Here is a 26,068-nt window from a genome sequence, read left to right on the forward strand (position 1 = left end):
GGGATATATCGGCACACTGTTGGGTCCTGAGAGAACACGCGAGTGTTTGTCTCTAGGGATAGATAACGACAGGATCGGATCTTCGGTCATACCGCAGGGGTTTTCCTCTGGCTGGTGCCGAGTCGGGATTCAATCTTGTGTGTTGTTTGAGAACTGCACAGTGGACGCGAGCATCTTTGTTAGTAAGTGTTTAAGAGCGTACGGTGGATGCCTTGGCACCAGGAGCCGATGAAGGACGTAGGAGGCTGCGATAAGCCTCGGGGAGCTGTCAACCGAGCTGAGATCCGAGGATTTCCGAATGGGGAAACCCAGCACGAGTGATGTCGTGTTACCCGCATCTGAATATATAGGGTGTGTGGAGGGAACGTGGGGAAGTGAAACATCTCAGTACCCACAGGAAGAGAAAACAATTGTGATTCCGTGAGTAGTGGCGAGCGAAAGCGGATGAGGCTAAACCATGTACATGTGATACCCGGCAGGGGTTGTGTATGTGGGGTAGTGGGGCTCACTTTCTTGGTTCTGCCGAGCCAAGCGGGAGTCAGAAACCGTTGGGTTAGTCGAAGTGGTCTGGAACGGCCTGTCGTAGAGGGTGAGAATCCCGTAGACGAAAACTCAGCGGCTCTTGTAGTGAGTACCCGAGTAGCAGCGGGCCCGTGAAATCTGCTGTGAATCTGCCGGGACCACCCGGTAAGCCTGAATACTCCCTGGTGACCGATAGCGGACTAGTACCGTGAGGGAAAGGTGAAAAGTACCCCGGGAGGGGAGTGAAATAGTACCTGAAACCGTGCGCTTACAATCCGTCAGAGCCTGCGAGTCGTTTGGTCGGCTGTGGGTGATGGCGTGCCTTTTGAAGAATGAGCCTGCGAGTTAGTGGCATGTGGCGAGGTTAACCCGTGTGGGGTAGCCGTAGCGAAAGCGAGTCCGAATAGGGCGTTTGAGTCGCATGTTCTAGACCCGAAGCGGAGTGATCTACCCATGGCCAGGGTGAAGCGACGGTAAGACGTCGTGGAGGCCCGAACCCACTTAGGTTGAAAACTGAGGGGATGAGCTGTGGGTAGGGGTGAAAGGCCAATCAAACTCCGTGATAGCTGGTTCTCCCCGAAATGCATTTAGGTGCAGCGTCACGTGTTTCACGCCGGAGGTAGAGCTACTGGATGGTCTAGGGGGCCTACAAGCTTACCGAAATCAGCCAAACTCCGAATGCCGGTGTGTGAGAGCGTGGCAGTGAGACTGCGGGGGATAAGCTTCGTAGTCGAGAGGGAAACAGCCCAGATCGCCGGCTAAGGCCCCTAAGCGTGTACTAAGTGGAAAAGGATGTGAAGTCGCGAAGACAACCAGGAGGTTGGCTTAGAAGCAGCCACCCTTGAAAGAGTGCGTAATAGCTCACTGGTCAAGTGATTTTGCGCCGACAATGTAGCGGGGCTCAAGTACACCGCCGAAGCCGCGGCATTCATGCTTAACACCGGCACATTCCTGCGGGGGTGTGTCCAGTGGTGTGGATGGGTAGGGGAGCGTCGTGTCACCATGGAAGCAGCGGTGTGAACCAGCTGTGGAGGTGACGCGAGTGAGAATGCAGGCATGAGTAGCGAAAGACGAGTGAGAAACTCGTCCGCCGAATGACCAAGGGTTCCTGGGCCAGGTTAATCCGCCCAGGGTGAGTCGGGACCTAAGGCGAGGCCGACAGGCGTAGTCGATGGACAACGGGTTGATATTCCCGTACCCGTGTATCCGCGCCCATGATGAATCAGTTGTGCTAAGTGTCCAAAAGCGGATGGACTCCCTTCGGGGAGCCGGATGTGGCTGCACATGACCCCGGCTGGTAGTAGTCAAGCGATGGGGTGACGCAGGAAGGTAGCTGGGCCAGTCAGTGGTTGTACTGGTGTAAGCCTGTAGGGCGAACGGTAGGCAAATCCGCCGTTCATATGGCCTGAGAGGTGATGCGTAGCCGATTGAGGCGAATTCAGTGATCCTATGCTGCCGAGAAAAGCCTCTAGTGAGTTGGTACACGGCCCGTACCCCAAACCGACACAGGTGGTCAGGTAGAGAATACTAAGGCGATCGAGAGAACTGTGGTTAAGGAACTCGGCAAAATGCCCCCGTAACTTCGGGAGAAGGGGGACCACAACCGGTGACGGGACTTGCTTCCTGAGCTGGGGGTGGTCGCAGAGACCAGAGAGAAGCGACTGTTTACTAAAAACACAGGTCCGTGCGAAGTCGTAAGACGATGTATACGGACTGACGCCTGCCCGGTGCCGGAAGGTTAAGAGGACCGGTTAGCGCTTCGGCGCGAAGCTGAGAATTTAAGCCCCGGTAAACGGCGGTGGTAACTATAACCATCCTAAGGTAGCGAAATTCCTTGTCGGGTAAGTTCCGACCTGCACGAATGGCGTAACGACTTCTCTGCTGTCTCAACCACAGACTCGGCGAAATTGCATTACGAGTAAAGATGCTCGTTACGCGCGGCAGGACGAAAAGACCCCGGGACCTTCACTATAGCTTGGTATTGGTGTTCGGTACGGTTTGTGTAGGATAGGTGGGAGACTGTGAAGCGGGCACGCCAGTGTTTGTGGAGTCATCGTTGAAATACCACTCTGATCGTATTGGACTTCTAACCTCGGACCATGATCTGGTTCAGGGACAGTGCCTGGTGGGTAGTTTAACTGGGGCGGTTGCCTCCTAAAATGTAACGGAGGCGCCCAAAGGTTCCCTCAGCCTGGTTGGCAATCAGGTGTCGAGTGCAAGTGCACAAGGGAGCTTGACTGTGAGAGCGACAGCTCGAGCAGGGACGAAAGTCGGGACTAGTGATCCGGCACCGGCAAGTGGAAGCGGTGTCGCTCAACGGATAAAAGGTACCCCGGGGATAACAGGCTGATCTTCCCCAAGAGTCCATATCGACGGGATGGTTTGGCACCTCGATGTCGGCTCGTCGCATCCTGGGGCTGGAGTAGGTCCCAAGGGTTGGGCTGTTCGCCCATTAAAGCGGCACGCGAGCTGGGTTTAGAACGTCGTGAGACAGTTCGGTCTCTATCCGCCGCGCGCGTCAGAAACTTGAGGAAGGCTGTCCCTAGTACGAGAGGACCGGGACGGACGAACCTCTGGTGTGCCAGTTGTTCCGCCAGGAGCACCGCTGGTTAGCTACGTTCGGAAGGGATAACCGCTGAAAGCATCTAAGCGGGAAGCCTGTTCCAAGATGAGGTTTCTCACCACCTTCGAGTGGTTAAGGCCCCCCACAGACCATGGGGTTGATAGGCCAGAACTGGAAGCCCGGTAACGGGTGTAGGTGACTGGTACTAATCGGCCGAGGACTTACCAACAAAGAAGCTACGCGTCCACTGTGCAGTATCTGAAACAACACACAGACACTGCAGCAGACACAACAGTCTGCACTCCTAGACCCCTTCGTGGGGTGTGGGTGTGCCGGCGCTCGTGTCAGCGCTGCTGTGTGGACAGTTTCATAGAGTTACGGCGGCCATAGCGGCAGGGAAACGCCCGGTCCCATTCCGAACCCGGAAGCTAAGCCTGCCAGCGCCGATGGTACTGCACTCGACAGGGTGTGGGAGAGTAGGACACCGCCGGAACATCCTTCACGAAAGCCCCCCCAGCACAGCTGGGGGGGCTTTCGTCGTCTCTACACCGGAATTGGCTCCATCCTGACGCACTGCCGCGACGAATATCAGCCGACCATTCCGGATCTCCCCGCCGCCAACGCCGCGCTGAGTTCGCGGGCCGCGTCGAGGGTCGCCGAAATGTATTCGTCGCGTTCAGCTTTCGGCGCCTCCGTGCGCAGCGGACCGAGCTGCACTTCGAACGCGGCGGTACCGGTAGCGTCGAAAACCGGCGCCGCGAGATAACTCAACGGAAGTGCGTCGTCAGAATCCAACTCATCTCTGCTGAACGGCCGCGACGTCAGCGTCGCGAGCTGGCGGAGAGCGCGCGTACGCAGATGGGGTTGCAAAAGCTCGGTTCCCACGGCACCGAGCAGATCCGCCAGCAGATCGACCATGCCCGCGTCGTCGACGCGCGGACGGAACACCGCTACTCCCCGCTCTCGGACGAGGCCAAGCAGCGAGCCCGCCGTGCGCCGGTCCGCACCGGCGGCGGTGGCCGTCCAGGTGTTCTGTTCACTGGCCGACCGCCAAGGCATGACACTCGCTCCGGCCGGGAATCGCAACGGAATGCGATGTCCTACCGGGATTCCCGGAACTACGCGGTCGGTGCCGTGCCGGACGTCGAGGACGGTGAGTCGGTCGGGCTCGATGCGACTGAAGGTCGCCCCACATCCGGTGCGTGCGGCGAGTGCGGCGAGGGTATCGCCGAGGCCGTGGGGGAGCGAGGGGCCGTGCAGGCCGGCGAGGGCAGGGCCAATGGTGTACCCGCGGTTCGGTTCTCGACCGACCCAGCCCGCCGAATCCAGTTCGGTCAGTACTGCGGTCGCGGTGGCGCGGGCGATATCGAGGCGCTCGGCGATTCCCGCGACACTGATCGGTTGCGTCGACGCCGCCAGCAGGGAAACGATGTCGATGACGCGGCGCGTCGGCGGAGACGCGGATCGATCCGGCATGGCGTAACCCCTTGTTTCTGCGCGCGCGGGCAACCTACTATGTGTCGAATATTAGATCACAAGGTGTCGAGTATTCGACGCACCCACCTCCACCTCGGCGAGCGACAGGCGGGGGTGGGTCGGTCGCGTACGGCGCGGATGGAGCGCGAATGATTCTGGACCGGTTTCGGATAGACGGGCAGGTCGCCGTCGTCACGGGCGCGGGTCGCGGCCTGGGCGCGGCAATCGCGGTGGCCTTCGCCGAGGCAGGCGCCGACGTCGTCATCGCGGCACGCACCAAGAGCCAACTGGACGAGGTAGCCGAGCGGGTGACCGCGGCAGGACGCCAGGCGCACGTGGTGCCCGCGGACCTCAGCGATATCGAGGCCACCGCCGCACTCGCCGCTGCGGCCGTTGAGCGATTCGGTCGCCTGGACATTGTGGTGAACAATGTCGGCGGTGCGCTCCCGTGCCCACTGCTCGACACCACACCCCAGTCACTGGTGGACGCATTCAACTTCAACGTCACCAACGCGCACGCACTCGTTCGCGCCGCAGTGCCGCACATTCTCGAAACCGCCGGTGGCGGTTCCATTCTCAACATCACCTCGACCATGGGCCGACTGCCCGGCCGGGCCTTCGTGGCCTACGGCACCGCCAAGGCCGCGCTGGCGCACTACACCAAACTGGCCGCGCTCGACCTGAATCCACGCATCCGCGTAAACGCCATCGCCCCGGGCTCGATCCTGACCTCCGCGTTGGAGATCGTCGCAGCCAACGACGCGATGCGCACGCAATTGGAAACCAAGACGCCGCTGCACCGAATCGGCGACCCCGAGGACATCGCCGCCGCCGCCCTCTACCTGGTGTCTCCGGCGGGCAAATACCTCACCGGCAAGGTGCTCGAACCCGACGGCGGCTTGATCACCCCGAACCTCGACCTCTCGATTCCGGATCTGTGACATGACTTATCGCGTAGTGCAATGGGGGACAGGCAATGTCGGCAGGCACGCGCTGGCGGGCATCATCGCCAACCCGGACCTGGAACTGGCGGGTGTGTGGGTCTCGGGTCCGGCGAAGTCCGGGGTGGATGCGGGAACCCTTGCCGGACTGGATCATCGAGTAGGCGTGACCGCGACGACCGATGCCGACGCGCTCCTGGCCGCTCGTCCTGATTGCGTCGTCTACTGCTCGAGGACCGACAACCGCTTGATGGAAGCCGTGGGTGACCTACAGCGGATCCTCAGCGCCGGAATCAACGTCGTCGCCTGTGCGCCGGTGTTCTTTCAATACCCCTACGGCGTCCTCCCCGACAACCTGCTGAAACCGGTGCAGGAGGCTGCGGCGCAAGGTAATTCGTCTCTGTGGGTCAATGGTATCGACCCTGGTTTCGCCAATGACCTACTGCCGCTGGCACTCGCGGGCACCTGCCTGCGCATCGATCAGCTCCGCTGCATGGAGATCGTCGACTACGCCAGCTACGACAATCGCGAGGTCATGTTCGACATCATGGGATTCGGCAAACCCCTCGATGACATCCCGATGCTGCTCCAGCCCGGCGTGCTGTCGCTCGCCTGGGGCGGCACCGTCCGCCAACTCGCCGCGGGCATCGGCGTCACCCTCGACGCGGTCACCGAAACCTACGAGCGGATCCCAGCGGCCCATGATTTCGACATCGCCACCGGCCATATCGCCGAGGGCACCGCGGCCGCACTGCGTTTCGAGGTGCGCGGCATGGTCGGCGACCGCCCCGTCACGGTCCTGGAACACGTCACCCGGCTGCATCCCGACCTCTGCCCCGAGTGGCCCCAACCTGCCCACCACGAAGGCTCCTACCGTGTCGAAATCACCGGAGAACCCAGCTACGCAATGGATTTGGTGACCTCCAGCCGCAACGGCGACCACAACCACGCCACCCTCCTCGCCACCGCCATGCGCATAGTCAACGCAGTCCCCGCCGTAGTCCAGGCGGCCCCAGGCATTTTGACGGCCTTGGATCTGCCCCTGATCACAAACCCCGCGCAGCGATAGCACCTATTCGAGTGGTCGATACCGTTCGAGCAGACGCACGTGGCGCGGTTCGAGTTCTTCGACCGTGCTGACGCCGAGCAGCTTCATAGTGCGCACGATCTGCGTGCGCAGGATGTCGATCGCGCGGTCGACACCGGCTTCGCCGCCGGCCATCAGCCCGTAGAGGTAGGCCCGGCCGATAAGGGTGAAGCGCGCGCCGAGGGCAAGGGCGGCGACGATGTCGGCGCCGTGCATGATGCCGGTGTCGAGATGGATCTCCATGTCGTCGCCCACCTCGCGCACCACGGATGGCAGCAGGTGCAACGGTACGGGCGCGCGATCCAGCTGCCGCCCACCATGATTCGACAGGACGATGCCGTCGACGCCGAGCCCCGCCAGGCGCTTGGCGTCATCGACGGTCTGCACACCCTTCACCAGGATCTTCCCCCGCCAGTGCTGCCGGACCCAGGCCAGGTCGTCGAAGCCGACGGTCGGGTCGAACATGGCGTCGAGCAGTGCCGCCACCGTGCCCGACCAACGGTCGAGCGAGGCGAAGGCCAGTGGCTCGGTGGTGAGGAAGTCCCACCACCACCATGGCCTGCGCAAGGCGTCGAGGGCGCCGGACAGCGTGATGGACGGTGGCACCGTCATGCCGTTGCGCACGTCGCGCAGCCGGGCGCCCGCCACCGGCACGTCCACCGTCACCACGAGGGTGTCGAATCCCGAACGCTCGGCGCGTTCTACCAGGTCGAGGGAGCGGCTATGGTCGGTCCAGATGTAGAGCTGGAACCAATTGCGGGCGTCGGCCCCGGTGCCCGCCGCGACGTCCTCGATGGCCGTGGTCCCCATCGTGGACAACGTGAACGGGATGCCCGCGCGTTCGGCGGCGCGCGCCCCCGCCAGCTCGCCCGCCGTGTGCATCATCCGGGTGAACCCGGTGGGCGCGATCCCGAACGGCAGCGCGGCGGTCTTGCCGAGTACCTGGACGGTGGTGTCGGTGGTGGTGACGTCGCGCAGGATCGCGGGACGGAATTCGATGTCGGCGAACGCGTCTCGGGCCCGCTGCAGGCTGATCTCGGCATCGGCGGCGCCGTCGGTGTAGTCGAAGGCGACCTTGGGGGTGCGCTTGCGCGCCAACTCACGCAAGTCCCAGATCGTCTGGGCGCGAGCGAGTTTGCGTGCCCGGCCGCCGAACGGACGCTCGAACTTGACCAGCGGCGCGAGTTCGCGCGGCCGGGGCAGTCGGCGCGCGGTCATCGGGCCGCCCCGGCCGCCTGTGTCGCGCTGCGCAGCCGCAAGGAATGCATGCCACCGTCGACTTCCAACATCGTCGCGGTGATGGACGCCGCGGCGGGGTCGGCCAGATATACCACCGCACTGGCGACTTCCTCGGCCGTGACCAGGCGACCGTGCGGCTGGCGCGCTCGCAGCGCTGCCATCTCCGTGGCGGGATCGGCACTGCTCGCCAGCAGGCGCTGCACCCAGGGTGTGTCGACGGTGCCGGGGTTGACGCAGTTCACCCGGATGCCGTCGCCGACGTGGTCGGCGGCCATGGCGCGGGTGAGCGAAAGTATCGCGCCTTTGCTCGCGCTGTAGGCCGCGCGATCGGGCAGCCCAGTTGTCGCGGCGATCGAGCAGATGTTCACGATCGCGGCGGCCGGCGACCGTCGCAGATGGGGGAGTGCCGCGCGGGAGACGCGCACCGTGCCGAAGACGTTCACCTCGAACAGCCGCCGCCATTCGTCGTCGGTGTTGTCCGCGATGGTCCCCTGTGCGCCGATGCCCGCGTTGTTGACGAGGATGTCGATGCGGCCGAAAGTGTCCACGACTTCCGCGATCGCGCGGCGGACCGATTCGTCATCGGCGACATCGCAGCGGAGCGCAACCCCTGATCTGCCGCCCGGGTTCAGATCGAGCACAGCCACCTGTGCGCCTCCGGTTGCGAACGTTTCGGCAACCGCCTTCCCGATTCCGGACGCACCGCCGGTGACCACCGCCACCAGCCCGTCGAACGTGCCCTGCGACGACATACCGATCATCCTCACACGTCAGGTCCGGTGCGCGAGTTCGCCGCCGGACAGGTCCGATGTTTGACCTTGGCGAACATAACACCTATTCGCTCTGCATGGACCAGATTGCCACTGCGCAAGCAGGATTGACGAATTCTCTATCGACCATTGCGCTCGAAGACATCCGATGTATAGTCGTGACCCAGATCACTATCTGGAACGAGGATCCCTCATGGCGCACCTTACGGCGCTGGACACGCTCGACGTCCGGTTCCCGACGTCGAGCGAGCTGGACGGCTCGGACGCGATGAATCCCGACCCCGACTATTCGGCGGCCTACGTCATCCTGCGCACCGACGACCCGACTGGGCCCGAGGGCCACGGCTTCGCGTTCACCATCGGCCGCGGCAACGATGTGCAACGGGTCGCGATCCAGTCGCTCGAGCATTTGGTCGTCGGCCGCTCCGTCGCCGAAATCACCGGGAACCTCGGAGGATTCGCCCGCTCCCTCAGCGCGGATTCCCAGCTGCGCTGGCTCGGTCCGGAGAAGGGCGTCATGCACATGGCGGTGGGCGCGGTGATCAATGCCGCATGGGATCTGGCCGCGAAGCTGGCCGGAAAACCGGTGTGGCAGTTGGTCGCCGAGATGACGCCCGCGCAGATCGTCGACCTGCTCGACTTCCGCTACCTCACCGACGCGCTCACCCGCGACGAGGCATTGGAGATCCTGCGCCGCGCCGAACCGGGCAAACAGCAGCGCGCGGCCCACTTGCTCGACGCCGGATATCCGGCGTACACGACCTCGCCGGGCTGGCTCGGCTACTCCGACGACAAGCTGGCCCGGCTGGCCCGGCAGGCGGTGGCCGACGGGTTCGGCACCATCAAGATCAAGGTCGGCCGCGACATGACGGAGGACGTGCGGCGGGTCAAGGTCGCCAGGGAGGCGATCGGACCCGACATCGGGCTGGCCGTCGACGCGAACCAGCGGTGGGACGTCGATGCCGCGGTCGACTGGATTTCTCAACTGGCGCAGGCGAACCCGGCCTGGGTCGAGGAGCCGACCAGCCCGGACGACATCCTCGGTCATGCCGAGATCCGTCGTCGCGTAGCGCCGGTGCGGATCTCGACCGGCGAGCACGGCCAGAACCGGATCCTGTTCAAGCAGCTGCTGCAGGCCGGCGCCGTCGACATCCTCCAGATCGATGCGGCAAGGGTCGCCGGGGTCAACGAGAATCTGGCAATCCTATTGCTGGCAGCCAAGTTCGGCGTTCCGGTCGTGCCGCACGCGGGTGGCGTCGGGTTGTGCGAGCTGGTCCAGCATCTGGCGATGATCGATTACGTCGCGATTTCCGGAACGATGCAGGACCGCGCGATCGAGTTCGTCGACCACCTGCACGAGCATTTCCGGCATCCGGTGCGGGTGCGCGGCGGGCGCTACCTCGCGCCGCGTGCGCCTGGTTTCAGCGCCGAGATGTTGCCTGCCTCGTTGCGGGACTACACGTATCCCACCGGGGCCGCCTGGCGCGCGGACCCAGCGGACGCCGACCCGAATTCCACGCCGGGAGTGGCCCTCCCACAACAGCAGGAGATCTTATGAAAACCGCCAGCATCATCGGCGTAGCCCTCGGCGCCACCCTGGTCATCGCCTCCGGCGCCGCCTGTTCGCGGGAGCCGGTCGGCACCGGTGACAGCGCGCCGGCCGTCACCGTCGGCAGCGGGGCGGACAGCGGCGTTCTGGTCGGGGCGGATCAGCCGCGCTCGGACTCCGATTTCTGGAGCGCCTACGCGGGCTACCTCGGTCCGAAGGCCGCCGCGGCGGGCGTCCGGCTGGAGAACACCTCCTCGGACAACGACGCCAACCGGCTCAAATCCAATGTCGACACCCTGCTGTCGAAGGACGTCAAAGCGATCATCATGGCGCCGCAGGACACCGCCGCGGTCAAACCGGCCCTCGCCGCCGCGACCGCCAAGGGCGTTCCGGTGGTCAGCGTCGACACCCGCCCGGACACCGGCGGCGTGTATATGGTCGTGCGCGCGGACAACCGCGCCTACGGCACCAAGTCGTGTGTCTATCTCGGTGAAACCTTGCAGGGCACCGGCAAGGTCGTCGAGTTCCAGGGCGATCTGAGTTCGATCAACGGACGCGATCGGTCGGAGGCCTTCGCCGAGTGCATGAAGACCCGTTATCCAGGCATCAAGGTGATCGAGATCCCGACCGACTGGAAGGGCGATCGCGCCGTCTCGGGCCTACAGGACAAACTGCTGACCGACCCGGACATCAACGGCATCTACATGCAGGCGGGCGGGGTGTTCCTCCAATCGACGATGGCACTGCTGCGACGCAGCGGCAAACTGGTGAAAGCCGGTGCGCCAGGGCACATCACGATCGTGTCGAACGACGGCATCAAGGCCGAGCTGGACGCCATCGAAGCGGGTGAGATCGACGCGACCATCTCCCAGCCCGCCGACCTCTACGCGCAGTACGCGGCGTTCTACGCCAAGGCCGCGATCGACGGCCGCAAGTTCTCCCCTGGTCCGACCGACCATGGGTCCACGATCATCGACACCGGCGTCGGCGGCACGCTCGAGGATCAGTTGCCCGCGCCCGTCGTCACCCGAACCGGCGGCAAGGTAGGCGAACTCGATACTCTGCCCACCTCCGCACCCGGCCTGTGGGGGCACGGCGGATGACCGGCGAACCGATCGCCGAAGCCATCGACGTCTCGAAACGGTTCGGGCGCAACGTCCTCGCGCTCGACCGGGTCGGCCTGCGGGTTGCCGCGGGCCGGACCCACGCCCTGGTCGGTCGCAACGGCGCCGGGAAGTCAACCCTGGTGTCGATTCTGACCGGACTCGCAACTCCGGATGAGGGGGAGGTGCGGTTCAACGGTCTACCAGCGCCCTCGCCCGGCGACCGGGACGCCTGGCGGTCGCGGGTGGCCTGCGTGTATCAGAAGTCGACGATCATTCCTGATCTGTCGGTGGCGGAGAATCTGTTCGTCAACCGACAGCACCTCGGCGGCCGAATCATCAACTGGCGCAGGGTGCGCGGCCGCGCCAGGGAGCTGCTCGACACCTGGTCCGTGCCGGTCGATGTCGACACCGTCGCCCGTGATCTGTCCGTGGAGCATCGGCAGCTGGTGGAGATCGCGCGCTCGCTGTCGCACGGCGCGCGCTTCATCATCCTGGACGAGCCCACCGCGCAACTCGACGGACCCGCGATCAAGCGGCTGTTCAGCAGGATCGGGGACCTACAGGCTCAGGGCGTCACCTTCCTGTTCATCTCCCATCACCTCGACGAGACCTACGAAATCTGCCGGGACATCACCGTTTTTCGTGATGCCAGACATGTCGTGACCGCTCCTGCCGCCGATCTCGGCAAAAAGGAACTCATCGCCGCGATGACCGGCGACTCGGTCGAACTCCAGATACCGGCCGCGCGGCGCGACCCTGATGCGGCGGCAACACCGACGCTTCGGGTCGAAGGACTCACCCGGTCCGGCGAATTCAGCGATGTGTCGCTCGAGGTGAAGCCGGGTGCGATCGTCGGCCTGGCCGGCGGCGGCAGCAGTGGCCGGATCGAGGTGGCCGAGACCATCGTCGGATTACGCAAGGCCGCAGCGGGTTCCATCCTCGTATCGGGTACCCGCCCGCGCCGGGGTGGCGTGCGGGCGGCGCTGGACGCGGGGATCGGCTTCGTGCCACGGGACCGGCACGAGGAGGGCCTGATTCCGGAGATGAGCGTAGCCGATAATGCCACGCTGACCGTGCCGCACCGGCTGGGACGACTGGGACTGCTGTCTCGGCGCACCCGGAACACGGTGGCGGGCAAGGCCATCGAGGATCTCGGGATCAAAACCGAAGGGCCGGAACAGAGCGTCGCCGAACTGTCGGGCGGCAATCAGCAGAAGGTCGTGTTCGCCCGCGCACTGGCCACCGATCCGGCGGTACTGGTGCTGATCACACCGACCGCGGGCGTCGACGTCCGGTCCAAGGAGACTTTGCGCGGTGTCGTGCGCGACGCCGCGGACCGGGGCACCGCAGTCCTGGTGGTATCGGACGAGCTCGACGATCTGCGCGACTGCGATCGCGTCCTGGTGATGGTGCAGGGCCGGATCGCTCAGGAATTCGAGAAGGGCTGGGGCGACAAGGAACTCGTCGCCGCCATGGAAGGACTGTCATGACCCCGATCGCGACCGGACGCGAACCCGCGACCCGCGACACCGCCGCCACCCGGCGGTCATTGGCCACCGTGCGCTGGGGTGCGCTGCGCGACTTCCTGCTCGTACCGCCGATCCTGCTGGTACTGGTGGTCGGTTACTTCATCAACAGCAACTTCGTCTCGTCCACCAACCTGACCAACGTGCTGACCTCGATGAGCGGCATCGCGCTCATCGTGCTGGCCGAGGTGCTGGTGCTGGTGGTCGGCCGGATGGATCTGTCCCTGGAGTCGACCTTCGGGCTCGCCCCCGGCGTCGCCATCTGGGCGACCATGGGCACCGCGAAAGTGGGCGCCTTCACCTGGACTTCGCCGTGGATGGCCATTCCGATCGCGCTGCTCGTCGGCTTCGCCGTCGGTGCGCTCAACGGCGTGCTGATCGTCCGGTTCGGGCTGAACGGTTTCATCGTCACCCTGGCGATGCTCATCGCGCTGCGCGGCCTGCTCACCTTCCTCACCGAGGGATTCACGCTCACCAAGATTCCGCCGTCGGTCGAATGGCTGGGCAACACCCGGATACTCGGCGTGCCGGTCGACGTCGCGCTCTGCCTGGCGTTGTTCGTCCTCGGCTACCTCGTGCTCACCTATACGACCGCGGGACGCTCGCTCTACGCCGTCGGCGGCAACGAGGCCGCCGCGCGGGCCGCGGGCATCCGCACCGATAACGTCGTTATCGCCGTGCTGGTCGTCGCCGGTGGGCTCGCCGCGGTCGGTGGGCTGATCTACTCGGGACAGTTCGCCAGCGTGCAGGTGAGCCAGGGCGACGGGATGATCTTCCAGGTGTTCGCCGCCTGCGTGATCGGGGGTGTGGCGCTCAACGGCGGACGCGGTTCGGTGCTCGGCGCGTTCTTCGGCGTCCTGATTCTCACCTTGATCCAGAAGCTGCTGTCCTACGGCGGGGTCAGCGCCGACTCGCTCAAGTTCATCAACGGTGCGCTGATCCTGGTGGCCTTGGTGATCACCCGCATCGCCAGCGGACGACGGCAGGAGTGAATATGCGAATCGCTTTGCACACCAAGCTGAAACCCGGTGCCGAGGCCGAGTACGAAGCCGCGCACCGTGCGGTGCCCGCCGAACTTGTCGCGGCTATCCGGGATGCCGGAGCGACGGACTGGACCATCTGGCGCAGCGGCCTCGACCTGTTCCACGTGATCGACTGTGCGGCATACGATCTGCTACTCGCTCGGTTGGCCGAGCTGCCCGCCAATGTGGCCTGGCAGCTGCGGATCAACGAGCTCCTCGAAGCGTCGCACGACTATACGGCGCCCGGGGCCGACGCCGCGTTGCCGGTGGTGTGGGAATTGAATCCCGCGGCGGGTGATGTGGATGCATGACGTATCGGACATCATCCTCGGCGGCGCGGGCTACGCCGGGCTGTTTCGCGCCGTTGACGAGGAAGTCGCTCAGGCAGGCATTGCGGCAGCCTGGGACGCGGGTATCCGGGCCTTCGACACCGCACCGCACTACGGCGCGGGCAGCGGCGAAGAACGGCTCGGCCGATTCCTGCGCACCCGGCCGCGTACGGAATACACGCTGTCGACCAAGGTGGGCCGCCTGCTCTACGACGATCCGCAAGCCGCCGATGGAGTGGACGGCTTCTGGGGGACGCCGAAACGCTCACGGCGACGCGACTATTCGGCATTGGGTGTCCGGCGATCGCTGGAGGATTCACTGACCCGATTGGGCTTGGACCGGGTGGACCTGCTGCTCATCCACGACCCGGACGATCACCAGGACGAAGCCCGCACCGCCGCCGCGCCCGAACTCGTCCGCATGCGGGCCGAAGGCATCGTCTCCGGCATCGGTATCGGGGTCAACGATGTGGATGTGGCGCTGCGATTCGTCCGCGAATCCGCCATCGATCACCTGCTGATCGCGGGCCGGTACACCCTGCTGGACCGGCGGGCCGAAGTCGAGTTGCTTCCCGAATGTGCGCGACGCGGCATTCGAGTACTCGTGGGTGGCGTGCTGAACAGCGGAATTCTGGCCGACCCGCTGCACACGGCGACCTTCGACTATCAGCCAGCGCAACGCGCCGTCGTCGAACGCGCACTGGCAATGGACCGGATCTGCGCGAAATACGATGTGCCCCTGCGGGCGGCGGCGTTGCAATTCCCGCGCCGCAACGCGGCGGTCGGTGCCATCGTCATCGGCGCACGGACCCGCGCGGAAGTCGACGACACCGTCGCGATGCTGAACATCGCAGTACCGGAGGAACTCTGGCACGAGTTGGGTCGGTGCCCATGACCCGGCAGTCAGCCTGCGGCGCGGCGCAGCCATTCCATCACGCCTGCCACGTGGGCGAGGGCTCGCGCGTGCGCGAGTTCGGGATCGCGGGCGGCGATCGCATCGCAGATGCCGCGGTGCTCGGCGACGGTGCGTTCGAACGCCCGCTCCTCGGTGATGCCGCGCCAGATCCGGGCCCGCATCGTCGGCAGCGACAGCGAATCCAGCAGGGAGGCAAGCACCTTGTTGCCGGAGGCGGCGGCGATGGCGGCGTGGAACTCGAGATCGAGCGCGACGAGCTCGGTCACCGAGGTCGTTTCGGGTTCCACCAGGGTGCGCAGGTGGGCGATCCGTTCCTCGGACATCAATTGCGCCGCGAGTGCGGTAGCGGCGGGCTCGAGGATGCGCCGGACCCCGAAAATGTCCAATACCGAGTCGTCCTGGTGGAATTCGAGCAGGAAGCTCATGGCGTCGAGCAGCGACTTCGGTTCCAGGCTCGCCACATACGTGCCATCGCCCTGGCGCACGTCCAGGATCCGGACCAGCGACAGCGCACGCACCGCTTCGCGCAGCGAGTTGCGCGAGACGCCGAGCTCCGCGGCGAGATCGGCTTCGCGGGGCAGTCGCGAGCCGGGCTCGAGATCGCCCGAGATGATCATCGCCTTGATCTTCGCTATCGCGTCGTCGGTGACCGACACCTGTTTCCTTCGTTCGAGGATGTGAAGCTATGCCTCCGATGACTGTAGACTCACACGTTCATATCTGGCAGGTAGACGGGGGAAAATTCGACGTCGAATACGACTGGCTGACAGAAACATCGGATGTTTTATACCGAAATTACACCCTGGCGGATGTGCGGCCCGAACTGGCCGAGCACGGTATCGGCGCGATCGTGCTGGTGCAAGCCTCCGATTCGCTGGCCGAGAATCGCGCGCTACTCGACGCCGCGGCCGCCTCGCCACAGCCAGCCGCCGTGGTCGGCTGGCTGCCACTGCACCGGCCCGACCTCGCCGCCGCCGAACTGCCCGCGCTGCGCGCGCATCCCGAATTCGTCGGCGTCCGGCACATGATCCACCGGGACCCGGACCCGAAATGGCTACTGCGCCCCGAGGTTTCGGAAGGCCTCGCGCTACTCGCCGAGGGCGGGCTGGTTTTCGACGCGGTGGCCGAACGACCGGATCTGCTCGCGCAGGTTCCGCTGATCGCGCACGAGCACCCCGACCTGACGATCGTCCTGGATCACCTGGGCAAACCGCCGATCGCGACCGGCGGCTGGCAGCCGTGGGCCGACCTGCTCGCCGAGGCGGCGGCCGCACCGAATGTGGTGGCCAAGATTTCCGGGCTGGCCACGGTGTCCGGGCCGGAGATCAGCGCCAGGCGCTGGCAGCCCTATGTCGACCACGCACTCGAGGTCTTCGGACCCGACCGGCTGATGGTCGGCGGTGATTGGCCTTTCACGCTAACGGCCGCGTCCTATCGGACCGTGTGGCAAACCACGCTGGAAACGCTGAACCACCTGACCTCCGCCGCCCGAGTTCAGGTGTTGACCGAAGTGGCTTGGCGCACTTACCAATTGCCCCTCGCACCGACCTGGATGACCCAAGGAGAACCCGAATGAAGCTGCAGCGCATCGGCGACCACGGCGCGGAGCGACCGATCGTCGTCGACGGCGAGCACGCCTACGATCTGTGCCCGCTCACCACCGACATCGATGGCGACTTCCTCACCGCGGGCGGCATCGATGCGGTCGGTGCCGCGCTCGCGGCGGGCCGACTTACCCGCATCGATGTCACCGGCCAGCGTATCGGCGCGCCGGTGGCCCGGCCGCAGGCGGTGTGGTGCATCGGCATGAACTACGCCGCACACGCCGCGGAATCAGGCGCGGCGCCGCCCGAGGCGCCCGTGGTGTTCTTCAAAACCCCCAACACCGTCGTCGGCCCCTACGACGACGTGCTCATCCCGCGCGACTCCCGCAAGACCGACTGGGAGGTAGAGCTCGCGGTGGTAATCGGTAAGCGCGCACGCTACCTCGACTCCGCCGAAGCGGCACTGAATCATGTTGCGGGCTACACCATGTCGAACGATGTCTCGGAACGTGCATTCCAGCTGGAACAGTCGGGCGGGCAGTGGTCGAAAGGCAAGTGCTGCGAGACCTTCAATCCGCTGGGACCGGCCCTCGTGCCGCGGGACCGGCTCGACCCGCGCGACCTGCGGTTGCGTTCGTGGGTGAACGGCGAAGCGCGCCAGGACTCCAGCACCGCCGACCTCATCTTCGACGTCGGCTACCTCGTCTGGCACCTGTCCCAGTACGCGGTCCTGGAACCCGGCGACATCATCAACACCGGAACCCCTGCCGGGGTAGCACTTTCCGGTCGTTACCCGTATCTACGCGACGGCGACGTGGTGGAGGTAGAGATCGAGGGGATCGGCCGGGCCAGGCAGCGATGCCGCAACGCCGTATCGGCGAGCGAGCCGTCGCCCCCAGCCGCGGTGCGGGTGTGAGCGCTTCGCCGACGCTCCGGAATCACTCCGCGGCCAGGACCTCGAGCGCCCTGTCGACGTCATCGACGTCGTTGTAGAGGTGGAAGGCGAAGCGCAACCCGCCGTTGCGTGCGGAGATGATGACACCGGCCTGCTCGAGGCGCGGCGCCGCATCACCCGCCCCGAGGACCGACACGATCGCGGAACGGCCCGGCACCGACTCGAGGCCGATCTCGGTCAATCCCGCGCGGAAGCGGTCGGCGAGATCGAGGTTGTGCGCGTTGATCTTTTCGACCGTCAGCTCCTCGATCAGCGAGAGTCCCGCCGTCGCGGCGATCACGCCGAGCCAGTCGGGGGTCGCGTCGAAGCGGTGCGTGGTCGATGCCAGCGCGACCGGCCGGTACAGCTCGGCCCACCGGTCGGCGGCGGCATACCAACTGGGCCCGACCGGGCGCACCGTCGCGGCGGCCTCCGGTGCCGCGGCGAAGAAGGAGAGGCTGCGCGCACCGATCAGCCATTTGAATGTCGCGCACACCCAGTAGTCGGCGTCGGCGAAGCTCAGCGGCAGCCAACTCGCCGCCTGCGTGGCGTCCACCAGCAGCCGGGCGCCATGGGCCTGCGTGGCGGCGCGCAGCACCGGCAAGTCGGTGATCCGGCCGTCCGCCGATTGCACCACGCTCACCGCGACCAGCGCGGTCTCCGGCCGCACCTCCTCGGCCAAGCGCTCCAGCGGCACGAAACGCACCGCGAGATCACCGCGGTACAGAAAAGGCATGGACACCGACGAGAACTCGCCCTCGGCCAACAGCACTTCCGCGCCCGCGGGCAGCGCGACGGCGATCGGGGCGATCAGCGGAGCGACACCGCCGCCGATGGCGACGTCGTCCGGAGTGGCACCGGCGAGCAACCGGGCGAAGGACGCGCGCACCTCGGGCACCAGCACGTCGTTCGACAGCGGCCCGCCCCGGCCGGCCGCCCACTCGGCACTCGCTTCGCGGACAGCGGCCAGCGCCCGCGCGGACGGCAGCCCGAACGCGGCGGTATTGAGGTAGGTGGTTTCGGGTGCGAACTCGTGCGGCGCAAGGGAAGACATACTGGCAGCTTTCGCCGCCGGGCCGTACCGGTCCAGCTCCAGCAGGCCGAAACTGGACCGATCTCGCACGGCCGCGGTGGGTTCAGGTGGCGGCGCCCGTGGTGGACGCCGCCACCCGCCCCCGGTTACTTGGACGGCGTCTTGGCGACGACCCCTCGGCGTGCCTCGGCGACGCAATCGGACCAGGGACGATCACCGAGTTCGATGACGCCTTTCGGACCCATGAACGCGCTCGACACGATGACGTCGGGGTTCAACCCGGCCAACACATCGAGGCTGCTGAGCAGCGTGTCGCGGTCACTGTGACCCTCGAGGTAACCGGCCCACCAGACGCCGTTCTCGCCGAGGACGAGCGTGTCGCCGGTGAACAGGTAGCGCTTGCCGCCGATTGTCGCGAGGTAGCAAGCGCTGCCCGGGGTGTGACCCGGTGTCGGGATCACCTCGAGTCCCGCGAAACCGACGTGGCGGCTGTCGAACGCGTCATCGACGGTGGTGTCGGTGACCATGCTCGCGTCCGCCTTGTGGATGTGCAGTTTCGCGCCGAAGCGCTCCCGTACTACCGACAGCGACGAGGCGATCTCGTCCCGATGGCTGAGGTAGTGGTGTGCGACGCCGCCGAGGTCGGCCATCTTGTCGAACTCCTCGGTGACCGTGGTGTTGTAGAACAACACGTTTCCCTCGGGCGTGGTCCACAGGTACGCGTGGGTGGTCAGGCCGGGGAACGGGCTCAGTGTCTCGGTCTCCCACAGGTCGGGGACGATCTGGTGCATGAGGTTTCCTTCCGTGTGATGTCGCTACCCGGAAGGCGCTAGATCCGATCTCGCGGCGCTAGATCGAGTGTCAGAGCCGCCAGCGGACCTCTCGATGGGGTTGATACCGACACACCAGGCCGAGCGAGACACCGGCACGCAGATGTTCGGCGAGTTCGGGATGCAGCTGATCGAGCCGGCGCAACGTGTCGCGCACCCGCGCGGACACCGTCTTGCGGGCGCGTTCGGCATCGTCACCGAGGTGCCGGGTGCGTCCGGCGAGGCCGGCGGTGCGGCGCAGTTCGTCGATCAGCGCAGCCCGCTCCCGGTCGAGTTCGGCGGCTCGATCGTCGTGTCCGACCTCGACGGCGCGATCGATCTCGGCGTCGAGGGTCGTCAACCGGCGCTGATAGTCGGCCTTCGCTCGATCGTCGAGCACCGGGTCACTGCCGAAAGATCGTGCCGCGCGCAGGGTTCCGGTGTTATCGGGCGCGCCGAACAGCTCCAGCGACGGGATGTCGTGACCGGGGTGCGTGAGCAGCACGTGCAGATCACGAAGACCCTTGGCATCGGGCACATGGACGGTGCGATCGGCAAATCGCAAGGTCCACACCGCACCGTCGAGCCGGAACTCGTTGTCCGGCGGCGGTGGTGACGGCTGCGGCGGCGCCACCTGTTCTCGATGCGAGAGCAGCCGCAGCTGGTGCTGCGCGGCATCGATCCACGGTTGCGCCCGCATCCGTTGCGCCGAACGCATTGCCGCCGTGAGCTGCTCGACGGCGACATCGCGTTCGCCGTCCGCCGCCGCGAGACGGCCCAGCCAGTAGGCGTACGGGCCGTATACCGCGCCACCGCCCGCGACCACTGCCCACCACTCGGCGAGGGGAACCAGTCTCGCGCGCACCGCTTTCCGTAGATCGGCGTCGTCGAGCGCCAGCGCGGCGTGCGCCTGCGCCACCAGGATGGCGGAATGGAAATGGCGGGGTAACAACTCGTGCAGCGCCTGGATAGCGTTGATTCGGCGGCGAATTCGCTCGGTGTCGCCGCGCCGGGCGGCGGTGATCACATCGACGACCGCGATGTAGTCGCCCGCCATGTCGCGATATCGGTCGACGAAGGCGTCCGCTTCGTCGAGGTCACCCCCGAACAGCGCGAGCGCCCAGCGCTGTTCGAGCCACAGCGGTACCCGATCGACTTCGCCGAGCCGTTCGCCGAGCGAGTACGCGTCGTCGATCATGGTGCGCGCCTCCGCGAATCGCCCGCTGAGGGTGGCCAGCGCACCGGATCGGGACAACGCGATGAAACGGAAGCGGGGCAGTCGGGCGCGGTCCGCCTGCGCGCCGAACGTGGCGAGCTCGCTGTGCGCTCGCGGTTCGCCCAGTTCGAGCAATGCGGTGAAACGCAGCAGGGAACCCCGCAATTCGAGGTCGTCGCGGTAGCCGCGGCGGCCGAGGTGGACGAGTTCGTCGGCCAGGCCGAGCCGGTCGGCCGCGGTGCCGGGCTGCCAGATCGCGTCGTGCCTGGCCAACAGACTCGACCCGAGGGCGGTGTCGTCACCGGATTCCCTGGCCAGTCGGACTGTTTCGGCGCTCATCCGGTCGACCGCTTCGCGTCGCGCTGCGTAGCCGGTGTGCACGCGCACGCGGGTCGCGGCGGCAAGCACCTGAACGGCCAGCGGATCGGTGGGCGGGCGTTCGGCCAGCAGCAGGCGATGCGCCTGGTCCATGAGCTCGATCTCGCGCTCGGCTTCCCGCTCCGGTGCGGGCATGCCGAGTTCGTGCAGACCGAGGGCGGCCCTGGCGAACAGCTCCGCCGCGGAACTGGCCCGCGCGGTCGTCAGCAACGCCTCGTAGGTGCGTCTCGCGGCGGCGAGCTCGCCGGATCCGCTGTAGGCGGCAGCCAAACTCAGACCGACCGCGCCGCGAAGTTCGGTGTGTTCATCCGGTATGCGGGTGAGGGCGCGCCGATAGTGCTTCGCGACCTCGCCGGCGGCGAGCCTGCCGCAGGCGTCGCGTGCCGCGTCCAGCAGGTAGCGCAGGGTGCGTTCGTCGTCGATCGCGTCCGCGGCGAAATACGCGTGATGAGCCAGGTCGCTCGGTGTCGCGCCGGAGACCTCCCGGGGCAGCCGCTCGAGCGCGGAAAGCACGGCGGCGTGGCGTTTGCGTGCCTCGGTCTCGCCGATCCGGGCGACCAGTGTCTCGCGGATCAGGTCGTGCACGAAGGTGTGGCGGTCGCCATCGAGCGCGATCACCAGGCGGGCGCGGGTCGCGGCCGCCAGCAGCTCGGTCACCACGGCGACTTCACGACCGGTGCCGGCGGCGACCACCTGGGTGGTGAATTCGCGTCCGACGAGCGCGGCCGTCGTCAAGATGTCGATCGCGGCGACCGGTAGGGGAGTCAGCCGCGCATCGAGGGTTTCGCGTACCCCCGGAGTGAGTGTGTCGAGCTGACTGCCCGCGTGCCAGAGGCGGGCGGCCTGTTCGATCAGGAAGGGGTTGCCGCCGGAGAGGGTGTGCAGCGTGTGCACGACGTTGTCGGCGGGCCGCTCGCCGGTCAGGGCGGTGACCAGGGACGCGGTGGCTTCGATCGGCAAACCCGTCAGCTCGATGGTCCGCGCGACAGTCACCAACTCGCCGAACACCTTTCGCAGCGGATGTTCGGTGGCCTCGAGGTCGGTGTCGCGCACGGTGCCGACGATCGCGAGGCGCTCGAACCACGAGTGCCGCGCGACGAACGCCAGCAGCTTGACCGACTCCGGATCGGCTCGGTGCAGATCATCGATCACCACGAATACCGGCCGCAGCGCGCAGGCGGTGACGAGCGCTTCGGTCACCGCGTCGCCGATCCGGAACGCCGACGCGGCGGCCGCGTCGGGCTGTTCCGCCTCACCGATGAGAAACGACAGCGCGTTACCGGCCGCATCGTCGACGGCGGCCCACTGACCGGGTGCGGCGGCGCGGCGTAGCCCACGCAGCACCTGCACCCACGGCCAGAAACCCGGCGTTCCGTCACCACTCCACGCCGTGGCGGTCAGCACCAGCACATCGCTGTCGTCGAACTCGCCGACCACCTCGGTGACCAGCGCGGTCTTGCCGATTCCCGCCTCGCCGGACACCAGCACCAGGCCGCCGTGGCTGGACACCGTGCGGCGCAATTCCTCCCGCAGCAGTGCCGCCGGATGGTCTCGGCCGATCAGCCGCGTTCGCGCCACAGCACCAGCTTAATTGGCTGCGCACCAGCTTAATCGGCTGCCCAGCCGCCTATTTCGGTGCCGATGCCGCCAGATGTTCGTCAGCGGCTGATCGCGAGATCCATGGCACCGGCGTGTCAGGCGACCGGGTAGCTCGGATGTGTTCGGCCGTATTCGATGGGTACTCGATAGATCGAGGCATGCCGAAGCCAGTGCATGCGCTCACCGCACCGACGTCTCATGACGATCAGGAGTCTGCTGTGAACGAGAGCCCCGTCACCTCGCCCCGCCCGCACGATCCCACCCTCGACCAAGAGGTCGCCTTGCAAGCCGCCGCAACCCGTCTGGAACGGGAATTCGACGGCCTCATCGACGACGACGCCATCGAACAGCTCCTGCACTCCGCCTACGACCACGTGGCCGACCACGCCACCATCGACAACTTCCTGCCGCTGCTCGCCGAGCGCTATACCCGAGAGTGGTTGCACGCCTTGGCGGACCAGCAGGGCAGCCGCGTGTAGTCAATCTTCGTTCCCGGCTACCGAGAAGATCCGTAGTGGTCTCCGTAGTTTCCGGGATGCCACTGCGCGCTCGCCGGGCCACTGTGATGGGGTACACAATGGTGTGTGCCGAAAACGTACATGCCTAATAGAAATACTTCTAAGCTCTAGGCGAGCACGCAGTGGAGGTGAGCCATGACGGTCGAGGCGATGACTCCTCCCGAATCCAGTCGGCCGGTCCAGCCGCCGGTATCCATGATCGAACGAATGACGTTGATACTGGACGCTTTCGACGGCGCGACGCCGACCCTGACCCTACTCGGTCTGTCCGAACGTACCGGCCTGCCGCGCTCGACGGTGCACCGCATCCTCGACCAGATGATCCGATTACGCTGGCTCGCGCACGCCCCCGGCGGCTATCGACTCGGCATGCGCGCGCTGGAGCTGGGCGGACTTGCCGCCGACCACAACGAGATTCGCGATGTGGTGAGCCCGCTGCTGCACGATCTGTGTCAACGCACCGGCATGGTCGGGCATCTCGGCGTGCTGGACGGCCGCGAGGTGCTCTACCTCGACAAGGCCGGCGGCCGGTTCGCCGCCAATATCCCGACCCGCCTCGGCGGCCGGATGCCCGCGCACAGTACGGCTTTGGGCAAGGCACTGCTCGCGTCGCTCGAACCGAGCATCGTCGAGTCCTCCTTCCGTGATCAGCTACCGCAGCTGACGGCCCGAACCATCTGCGACAGAGCGGAATTGCATCGCGAACTGGCCCGGATCCGGCAACGACAGGGTGTCGCGATGGACAACGAGGAATCGGTGGCGGGCATCGCCTGCGTAGCCGTGCCGATCCGCGGTCGTGGCGCCGCGGTGGCGGCCGTGTCGCTGTCCGGCCAAATCGGTGGCGAACGCGCAACGTTGGACACCGCGCGCCTGGCGCGGGTCCTCGTCGAGGTCGCGCACGAGGCCGGTCGTTCCCTCTTCCCGCGCCACGCCCGCTGGCGCTGACCCGCGGCGCATCGCGCGTGCGGGGTAGGGGTCGAATCAGCAGATGTGCGGGTGTGGATGCTGCGAAGAATCGGGGACGTGCGCGCGTGCTGCGGTGACAATGAGGAGGGCAGGCCCGGGGTTAGGAGCACCGCGTGATGTACAGCGACGAACATCAGGAATTCCGGGCGATGGTCCGGCGCTACGTCGAGCAGAAGATCAATCCCCATGTCGACGAGTGGGAGCGGGCCGAAATGATGCCCCTGCACGAGATCTTCGCCGACATGGCGAAGCTCGGCATGTTGGGGCTCGAATACGATCCGGCCTATTCGGGGCAGGGCGCCGACCATCTGTTCACGGTGGTGCTGTGCCAAGAGCTGGGTCGCGTCGCGCACGGGTCGTTCCCGATGGCGCTCGGTGTGCACGTCGCGATGGCCACGCCGTCACTGCACGCGCACGGCAGCGAGGAACTCAAACAGGAGTACCTGGCGCCCGCCATGCGCGGTGAAACAGTCTGCGGCGTAGCGGTTACCGAGCCCGAAGCCGGTTCGGATGTAGCGGGGATCCGGACCAGCGCGCGCCGCGACGGTGACGACTGGGTGATCAACGGGTCGAAGATGTTCATCACCAATGCCGTGCAGGCGGACTGGCTGTGCACCCTGGTGCGAACCTCCGCGGAAGGCGGATATCGCGGGATCAGTCAGATCATCGTGCCCACCGACGCTCCCGGATTCCGGGTGCATCGCAAGCTCGACAAGCTGGGCATGCGCGCCTCCGACACCGGGCTGCTGACCTTCGAGGACGTGCGAGTTCCGGTGCGAAACACGATCGGCGAGATCGGCCACGGCTTCCAGCAACAGATGTCGCAGTTCGTGATGGAGCGCATGTTCGCCGCCTACAGCGTGCCGATCAGCTGCGCCGGGCAGCTCGAGCTGACCCGCGATTACGCCAAGCAGCGCAAGGTGTTCGGCCAGCCGCTGTCGGCCAACCAGTACCTGCAATACACCTACGCCGAACTCGCCGCCAAGGTGGACATGCTCCGCGTCTACACCGAGACCATCGCCCAGTCCTACCGCGACGGCGGTGACGTCACCCGGATGGCGACGATCGCCAAACTCGACGCGGGCCGGCTCTCTCGCCAGGTAGCGGACTGGTGTCTGCAAGTGCACGGCGGCATGGGATACATGGCGGAGACCTGGACGTCTCGCGCCTACCGGGACAGCCGCCTGCTGAGCATCGGTGGCGGCGCGGACGAGGTCATGTTGCGTGTTCTTTCCCTGATGGACGGTTTTGCATAACCCCCAGAAATATGCCTAAGCGATATAGTCCTATCGTGACCGATGCGAAGCCTGGCCCGGTGGAAGCCGAGGTACCGGATCTACCGACGACCAGTTGGGCCGTGCTCGGCATGCTCTCGCACGCCGACGAGCTCTCCGGTTACGACCTGAAGAAATGGGCCGACGGAAGCCTGCAGTTCTTCTACTGGAGCCCGTCGTTCAGCCAGATCTACGCCGAACTCAAACGACTGGAGAAACACGGCTACGCCACCTCCCGCACGGTACTCCAGGACGACGGCGTGCGCGGCAAACGGATGTACGCCATCACCACGAGTGGCCGTGCGGCAGCGGCACATTGGGTGAATCACGCACCGGTGGAGGCGCCGATGCTCAAGCACAGCGTGATGCTGCGCGCCTGGCTCGGTCATCTGGCCGAACCGGAGCGGCTGCGCGAAATCCTCACCGAACACATCGGTTACGCCGATCGGATGCGCGGACAGGCCGAGGCGGACGCCGACCGCGCGGGCGAGCAGCCGCCCCGCCCGTATCCGGCCGCCGTATTGCGCTGGTGTGCGCGCCATTACGAGGCGGAGGCCGAATTCGGCCGGGAACTGCTGGCCGATGTCGACACGATCGCCACCGGGGCGCCGCCGAAAGCCAGGAGTCGCGCATCCTGATTCGGCTTCGCGCCGCATCGGATACCGCCATGGCCGGATGATTTCCGGTGCGCTGCGGGAGTGTCCAGCAAGATGCTGGGCATTTGCCTCGCGATTGCTGAAGCGTGTCTCTT

General features: G+C 65.9%; 21 protein-coding genes and 2 rRNA genes. 16 read left to right on the forward strand and 7 right to left on the reverse strand.

Going from position 1 to position 26,068, the window contains the following annotated elements; translation table 11 throughout:
• Positions 1 to 180 precede the first annotated feature (180 nt).
• Both KV110_RS19480 and rrf read left to right on the forward strand, forming a co-directional pair.
• Positions 181 to 3,314 (forward strand): 23S ribosomal RNA (locus KV110_RS19480).
• A 147-nt stretch (positions 3,315 to 3,461) separates the two neighbouring features.
• A 5S ribosomal RNA gene (rrf, locus tag KV110_RS19485) occupies positions 3,462 to 3,578 on the forward strand.
• A gap of 95 nt (positions 3,579 to 3,673) precedes the next feature.
• On the opposite strand, the gene KV110_RS19490 is transcribed toward rrf, so the two are convergent.
• Positions 3,674 to 4,561 (reverse strand): MarR family transcriptional regulator, encoded by an 888-nt coding sequence (locus KV110_RS19490; RefSeq protein WP_218477774.1) that lies wholly within the window; start codon positions 4,559 to 4,561, stop codon positions 3,674 to 3,676.
• Between the two features lie 149 nt (positions 4,562 to 4,710).
• On the opposite strand from KV110_RS19490, the gene KV110_RS19495 reads away from it, so the two are divergent.
• Complete coding sequence (locus KV110_RS19495; RefSeq protein WP_218477777.1) at positions 4,711 to 5,502, forward strand: SDR family oxidoreductase; 792 nt, start codon at positions 4,711 to 4,713, stop codon at positions 5,500 to 5,502.
• Between the two features lies 1 nt (position 5,503).
• Positions 5,504 to 6,571 carry an NAD(P)H-dependent amine dehydrogenase family protein gene (locus KV110_RS19500; RefSeq protein WP_218477779.1) on the forward strand — a complete coding sequence of 356 codons (1,068 nt, stop codon included), beginning with the start codon at positions 5,504 to 5,506 and terminating at the stop codon, positions 6,569 to 6,571.
• A gap of 3 nt (positions 6,572 to 6,574) precedes the next feature.
• On the opposite strand, the gene KV110_RS19505 is transcribed toward KV110_RS19500, so the two are convergent.
• Together KV110_RS19505 and KV110_RS19510 are read right to left on the reverse strand one after the other, a co-directional pair.
• The gene (locus tag KV110_RS19505; RefSeq protein ID WP_218477780.1) at positions 6,575 to 7,807 is read right to left on the reverse strand and encodes an alpha-hydroxy acid oxidase; all 1,233 of its coding nucleotides are present in this window, start codon (positions 7,805 to 7,807) and stop codon (positions 6,575 to 6,577) included.
• A complete protein-coding gene (locus KV110_RS19510) occupies positions 7,804 to 8,580 on the reverse strand; it encodes an SDR family NAD(P)-dependent oxidoreductase (RefSeq protein WP_218477782.1) in 777 nt (258 codons plus the stop codon). The genes KV110_RS19505 and KV110_RS19510 overlap by 4 nt, the downstream gene beginning before the upstream one ends.
• Before the next feature lie 211 nt (positions 8,581 to 8,791).
• Here KV110_RS19510 and KV110_RS19515 point away from each other — a divergent pair, with 211 nt between their 5' ends.
• Genes KV110_RS19515 through KV110_RS19540 form a run of 6 tightly spaced genes read left to right on the forward strand, consistent with a single transcriptional unit; the run spans position 8,792 to position 15,025 of the window.
• Positions 8,792 to 10,156 carry an enolase C-terminal domain-like protein gene (locus tag KV110_RS19515; RefSeq protein WP_218477783.1) on the forward strand — a complete coding sequence of 455 codons (1,365 nt, stop codon included), beginning with the start codon at positions 8,792 to 8,794 and terminating at the stop codon, positions 10,154 to 10,156.
• Complete coding sequence (locus tag KV110_RS19520) at positions 10,153 to 11,250, forward strand: sugar ABC transporter substrate-binding protein (RefSeq protein ID WP_218477785.1); 1,098 nt, start codon at positions 10,153 to 10,155, stop codon at positions 11,248 to 11,250. Before KV110_RS19515 ends, KV110_RS19520 begins: the two co-directional genes overlap by 4 nt.
• A complete protein-coding gene (locus KV110_RS19525) occupies positions 11,247 to 12,743 on the forward strand; it encodes a sugar ABC transporter ATP-binding protein (RefSeq protein WP_218477786.1) in 1,497 nt (498 codons plus the stop codon). The genes KV110_RS19520 and KV110_RS19525 overlap by 4 nt, the downstream gene beginning before the upstream one ends.
• On the forward strand, positions 12,740 to 13,771 hold the full coding sequence (locus KV110_RS19530; RefSeq protein ID WP_218477788.1) for an ABC transporter permease: 1,032 nt from the start codon (positions 12,740 to 12,742) through the stop codon (positions 13,769 to 13,771). The genes KV110_RS19525 and KV110_RS19530 overlap by 4 nt, the downstream gene beginning before the upstream one ends.
• Positions 13,772 to 13,773: 2 nt before the next feature.
• Entirely contained in the window at positions 13,774 to 14,112 is a 339-nt protein-coding gene (locus KV110_RS19535; RefSeq protein WP_218477789.1) for an L-rhamnose mutarotase, read from the forward strand.
• Entirely contained in the window at positions 14,105 to 15,025 is a 921-nt protein-coding gene (locus KV110_RS19540) for an aldo/keto reductase (protein WP_218477791.1), read from the forward strand. Before KV110_RS19535 ends, KV110_RS19540 begins: the two co-directional genes overlap by 8 nt.
• 8 nt (positions 15,026 to 15,033) lie before the next feature.
• On the opposite strand, the gene KV110_RS19545 is transcribed toward KV110_RS19540, so the two are convergent.
• Positions 15,034 to 15,702 carry a FadR/GntR family transcriptional regulator gene (locus tag KV110_RS19545; protein WP_218477793.1) on the reverse strand — a complete coding sequence of 223 codons (669 nt, stop codon included), beginning with the start codon at positions 15,700 to 15,702 and terminating at the stop codon, positions 15,034 to 15,036.
• Between the two features lie 38 nt (positions 15,703 to 15,740).
• Here KV110_RS19545 and KV110_RS19550 point away from each other — a divergent pair, with 38 nt between their 5' ends.
• Positions 15,741 to 16,622, forward strand: coding sequence for an amidohydrolase family protein (locus KV110_RS19550; RefSeq protein WP_218477794.1), 882 nt, complete (start codon positions 15,741 to 15,743; stop codon positions 16,620 to 16,622).
• Positions 16,619 to 17,506 (forward strand): fumarylacetoacetate hydrolase family protein, encoded by an 888-nt coding sequence (locus tag KV110_RS19555; RefSeq protein ID WP_218477795.1) that lies wholly within the window; start codon positions 16,619 to 16,621, stop codon positions 17,504 to 17,506. Before KV110_RS19550 ends, KV110_RS19555 begins: the two co-directional genes overlap by 4 nt.
• Positions 17,507 to 17,528: 22 nt before the next feature.
• Here KV110_RS19555 and KV110_RS19560 read toward each other — a convergent pair whose 3' ends face one another.
• From KV110_RS19560 to KV110_RS19570, 3 genes are all read right to left on the reverse strand, one after another.
• A complete protein-coding gene (locus KV110_RS19560) occupies positions 17,529 to 18,578 on the reverse strand; it encodes an aminotransferase class V-fold PLP-dependent enzyme (protein WP_218477796.1) in 1,050 nt (349 codons plus the stop codon).
• 125 nt (positions 18,579 to 18,703) lie between these two features.
• On the reverse strand, positions 18,704 to 19,348 hold the full coding sequence (locus KV110_RS19565) for an MBL fold metallo-hydrolase (protein ID WP_218477797.1): 645 nt from the start codon (positions 19,346 to 19,348) through the stop codon (positions 18,704 to 18,706).
• Between the two features lie 70 nt (positions 19,349 to 19,418).
• The gene (locus tag KV110_RS19570) at positions 19,419 to 22,538 is read right to left on the reverse strand and encodes an ATP-binding protein (protein WP_218477798.1); all 3,120 of its coding nucleotides are present in this window, start codon (positions 22,536 to 22,538) and stop codon (positions 19,419 to 19,421) included.
• A 239-nt stretch (positions 22,539 to 22,777) separates the two neighbouring features.
• Between KV110_RS19570 and KV110_RS19575 the strand changes: the two genes are divergently transcribed.
• The 4 genes from KV110_RS19575 (at position 22,778) to KV110_RS19590 (ending at position 25,955) form a co-directional block, all read left to right on the forward strand.
• On the forward strand, positions 22,778 to 23,038 hold the full coding sequence (locus KV110_RS19575) for a three-helix bundle dimerization domain-containing protein (RefSeq protein ID WP_218477799.1): 261 nt from the start codon (positions 22,778 to 22,780) through the stop codon (positions 23,036 to 23,038).
• A gap of 174 nt (positions 23,039 to 23,212) precedes the next feature.
• On the forward strand, positions 23,213 to 24,022 hold the full coding sequence (locus tag KV110_RS19580) for an IclR family transcriptional regulator (RefSeq protein ID WP_218477800.1): 810 nt from the start codon (positions 23,213 to 23,215) through the stop codon (positions 24,020 to 24,022).
• A 134-nt stretch (positions 24,023 to 24,156) separates the two neighbouring features.
• A complete protein-coding gene (locus tag KV110_RS19585; protein ID WP_218477802.1) occupies positions 24,157 to 25,299 on the forward strand; it encodes an acyl-CoA dehydrogenase family protein in 1,143 nt (380 codons plus the stop codon).
• 35 nt (positions 25,300 to 25,334) lie between these two features.
• A complete protein-coding gene (locus KV110_RS19590; protein WP_218477803.1) occupies positions 25,335 to 25,955 on the forward strand; it encodes a PadR family transcriptional regulator in 621 nt (206 codons plus the stop codon).
• Positions 25,956 to 26,068 lie beyond the last annotated feature (113 nt).

Origin of the sequence: Nocardia iowensis (assembly GCF_019222765.1) — a bacterium.
GTDB classification, from domain to species: domain Bacteria; phylum Actinomycetota; class Actinomycetes; order Mycobacteriales; family Mycobacteriaceae; genus Nocardia; species Nocardia iowensis.

Coding starts and splice junctions, on each gene's coding strand:
- KV110_RS19490 (WP_218477774.1), bottom strand. CDS start 4,561: ATGCCGGATCGATCCGCGTCTCCGCCGACGCGCCGCGTCATCGACATC.
- KV110_RS19495 (WP_218477777.1), top strand. CDS start 4,711: ATGATTCTGGACCGGTTTCGGATAGACGGGCAGGTCGCCGTCGTCACG.
- KV110_RS19500 (WP_218477779.1), top strand. CDS start 5,504: ATGACTTATCGCGTAGTGCAATGGGGGACAGGCAATGTCGGCAGGCAC.
- KV110_RS19505 (WP_218477780.1), bottom strand. CDS start 7,807: ATGACCGCGCGCCGACTGCCCCGGCCGCGCGAACTCGCGCCGCTGGTC.
- KV110_RS19510 (WP_218477782.1), bottom strand. CDS start 8,580: ATGTCGTCGCAGGGCACGTTCGACGGGCTGGTGGCGGTGGTCACCGGC.
- KV110_RS19515 (WP_218477783.1), top strand. CDS start 8,792: ATGGCGCACCTTACGGCGCTGGACACGCTCGACGTCCGGTTCCCGACG.
- KV110_RS19520 (WP_218477785.1), top strand. CDS start 10,153: ATGAAAACCGCCAGCATCATCGGCGTAGCCCTCGGCGCCACCCTGGTC.
- KV110_RS19525 (WP_218477786.1), top strand. CDS start 11,247: ATGACCGGCGAACCGATCGCCGAAGCCATCGACGTCTCGAAACGGTTC.
- KV110_RS19530 (WP_218477788.1), top strand. CDS start 12,740: ATGACCCCGATCGCGACCGGACGCGAACCCGCGACCCGCGACACCGCC.
- KV110_RS19535 (WP_218477789.1), top strand. CDS start 13,774: ATGCGAATCGCTTTGCACACCAAGCTGAAACCCGGTGCCGAGGCCGAG.
- KV110_RS19540 (WP_218477791.1), top strand. CDS start 14,105: ATGCATGACGTATCGGACATCATCCTCGGCGGCGCGGGCTACGCCGGG.
- KV110_RS19550 (WP_218477794.1), top strand. CDS start 15,741: ATGACTGTAGACTCACACGTTCATATCTGGCAGGTAGACGGGGGAAAA.
- KV110_RS19555 (WP_218477795.1), top strand. CDS start 16,619: ATGAAGCTGCAGCGCATCGGCGACCACGGCGCGGAGCGACCGATCGTC.
- KV110_RS19560 (WP_218477796.1), bottom strand. CDS start 18,578: ATGTCTTCCCTTGCGCCGCACGAGTTCGCACCCGAAACCACCTACCTC.
- KV110_RS19565 (WP_218477797.1), bottom strand. CDS start 19,348: ATGCACCAGATCGTCCCCGACCTGTGGGAGACCGAGACACTGAGCCCG.
- KV110_RS19580 (WP_218477800.1), top strand. CDS start 23,213: ATGACGGTCGAGGCGATGACTCCTCCCGAATCCAGTCGGCCGGTCCAG.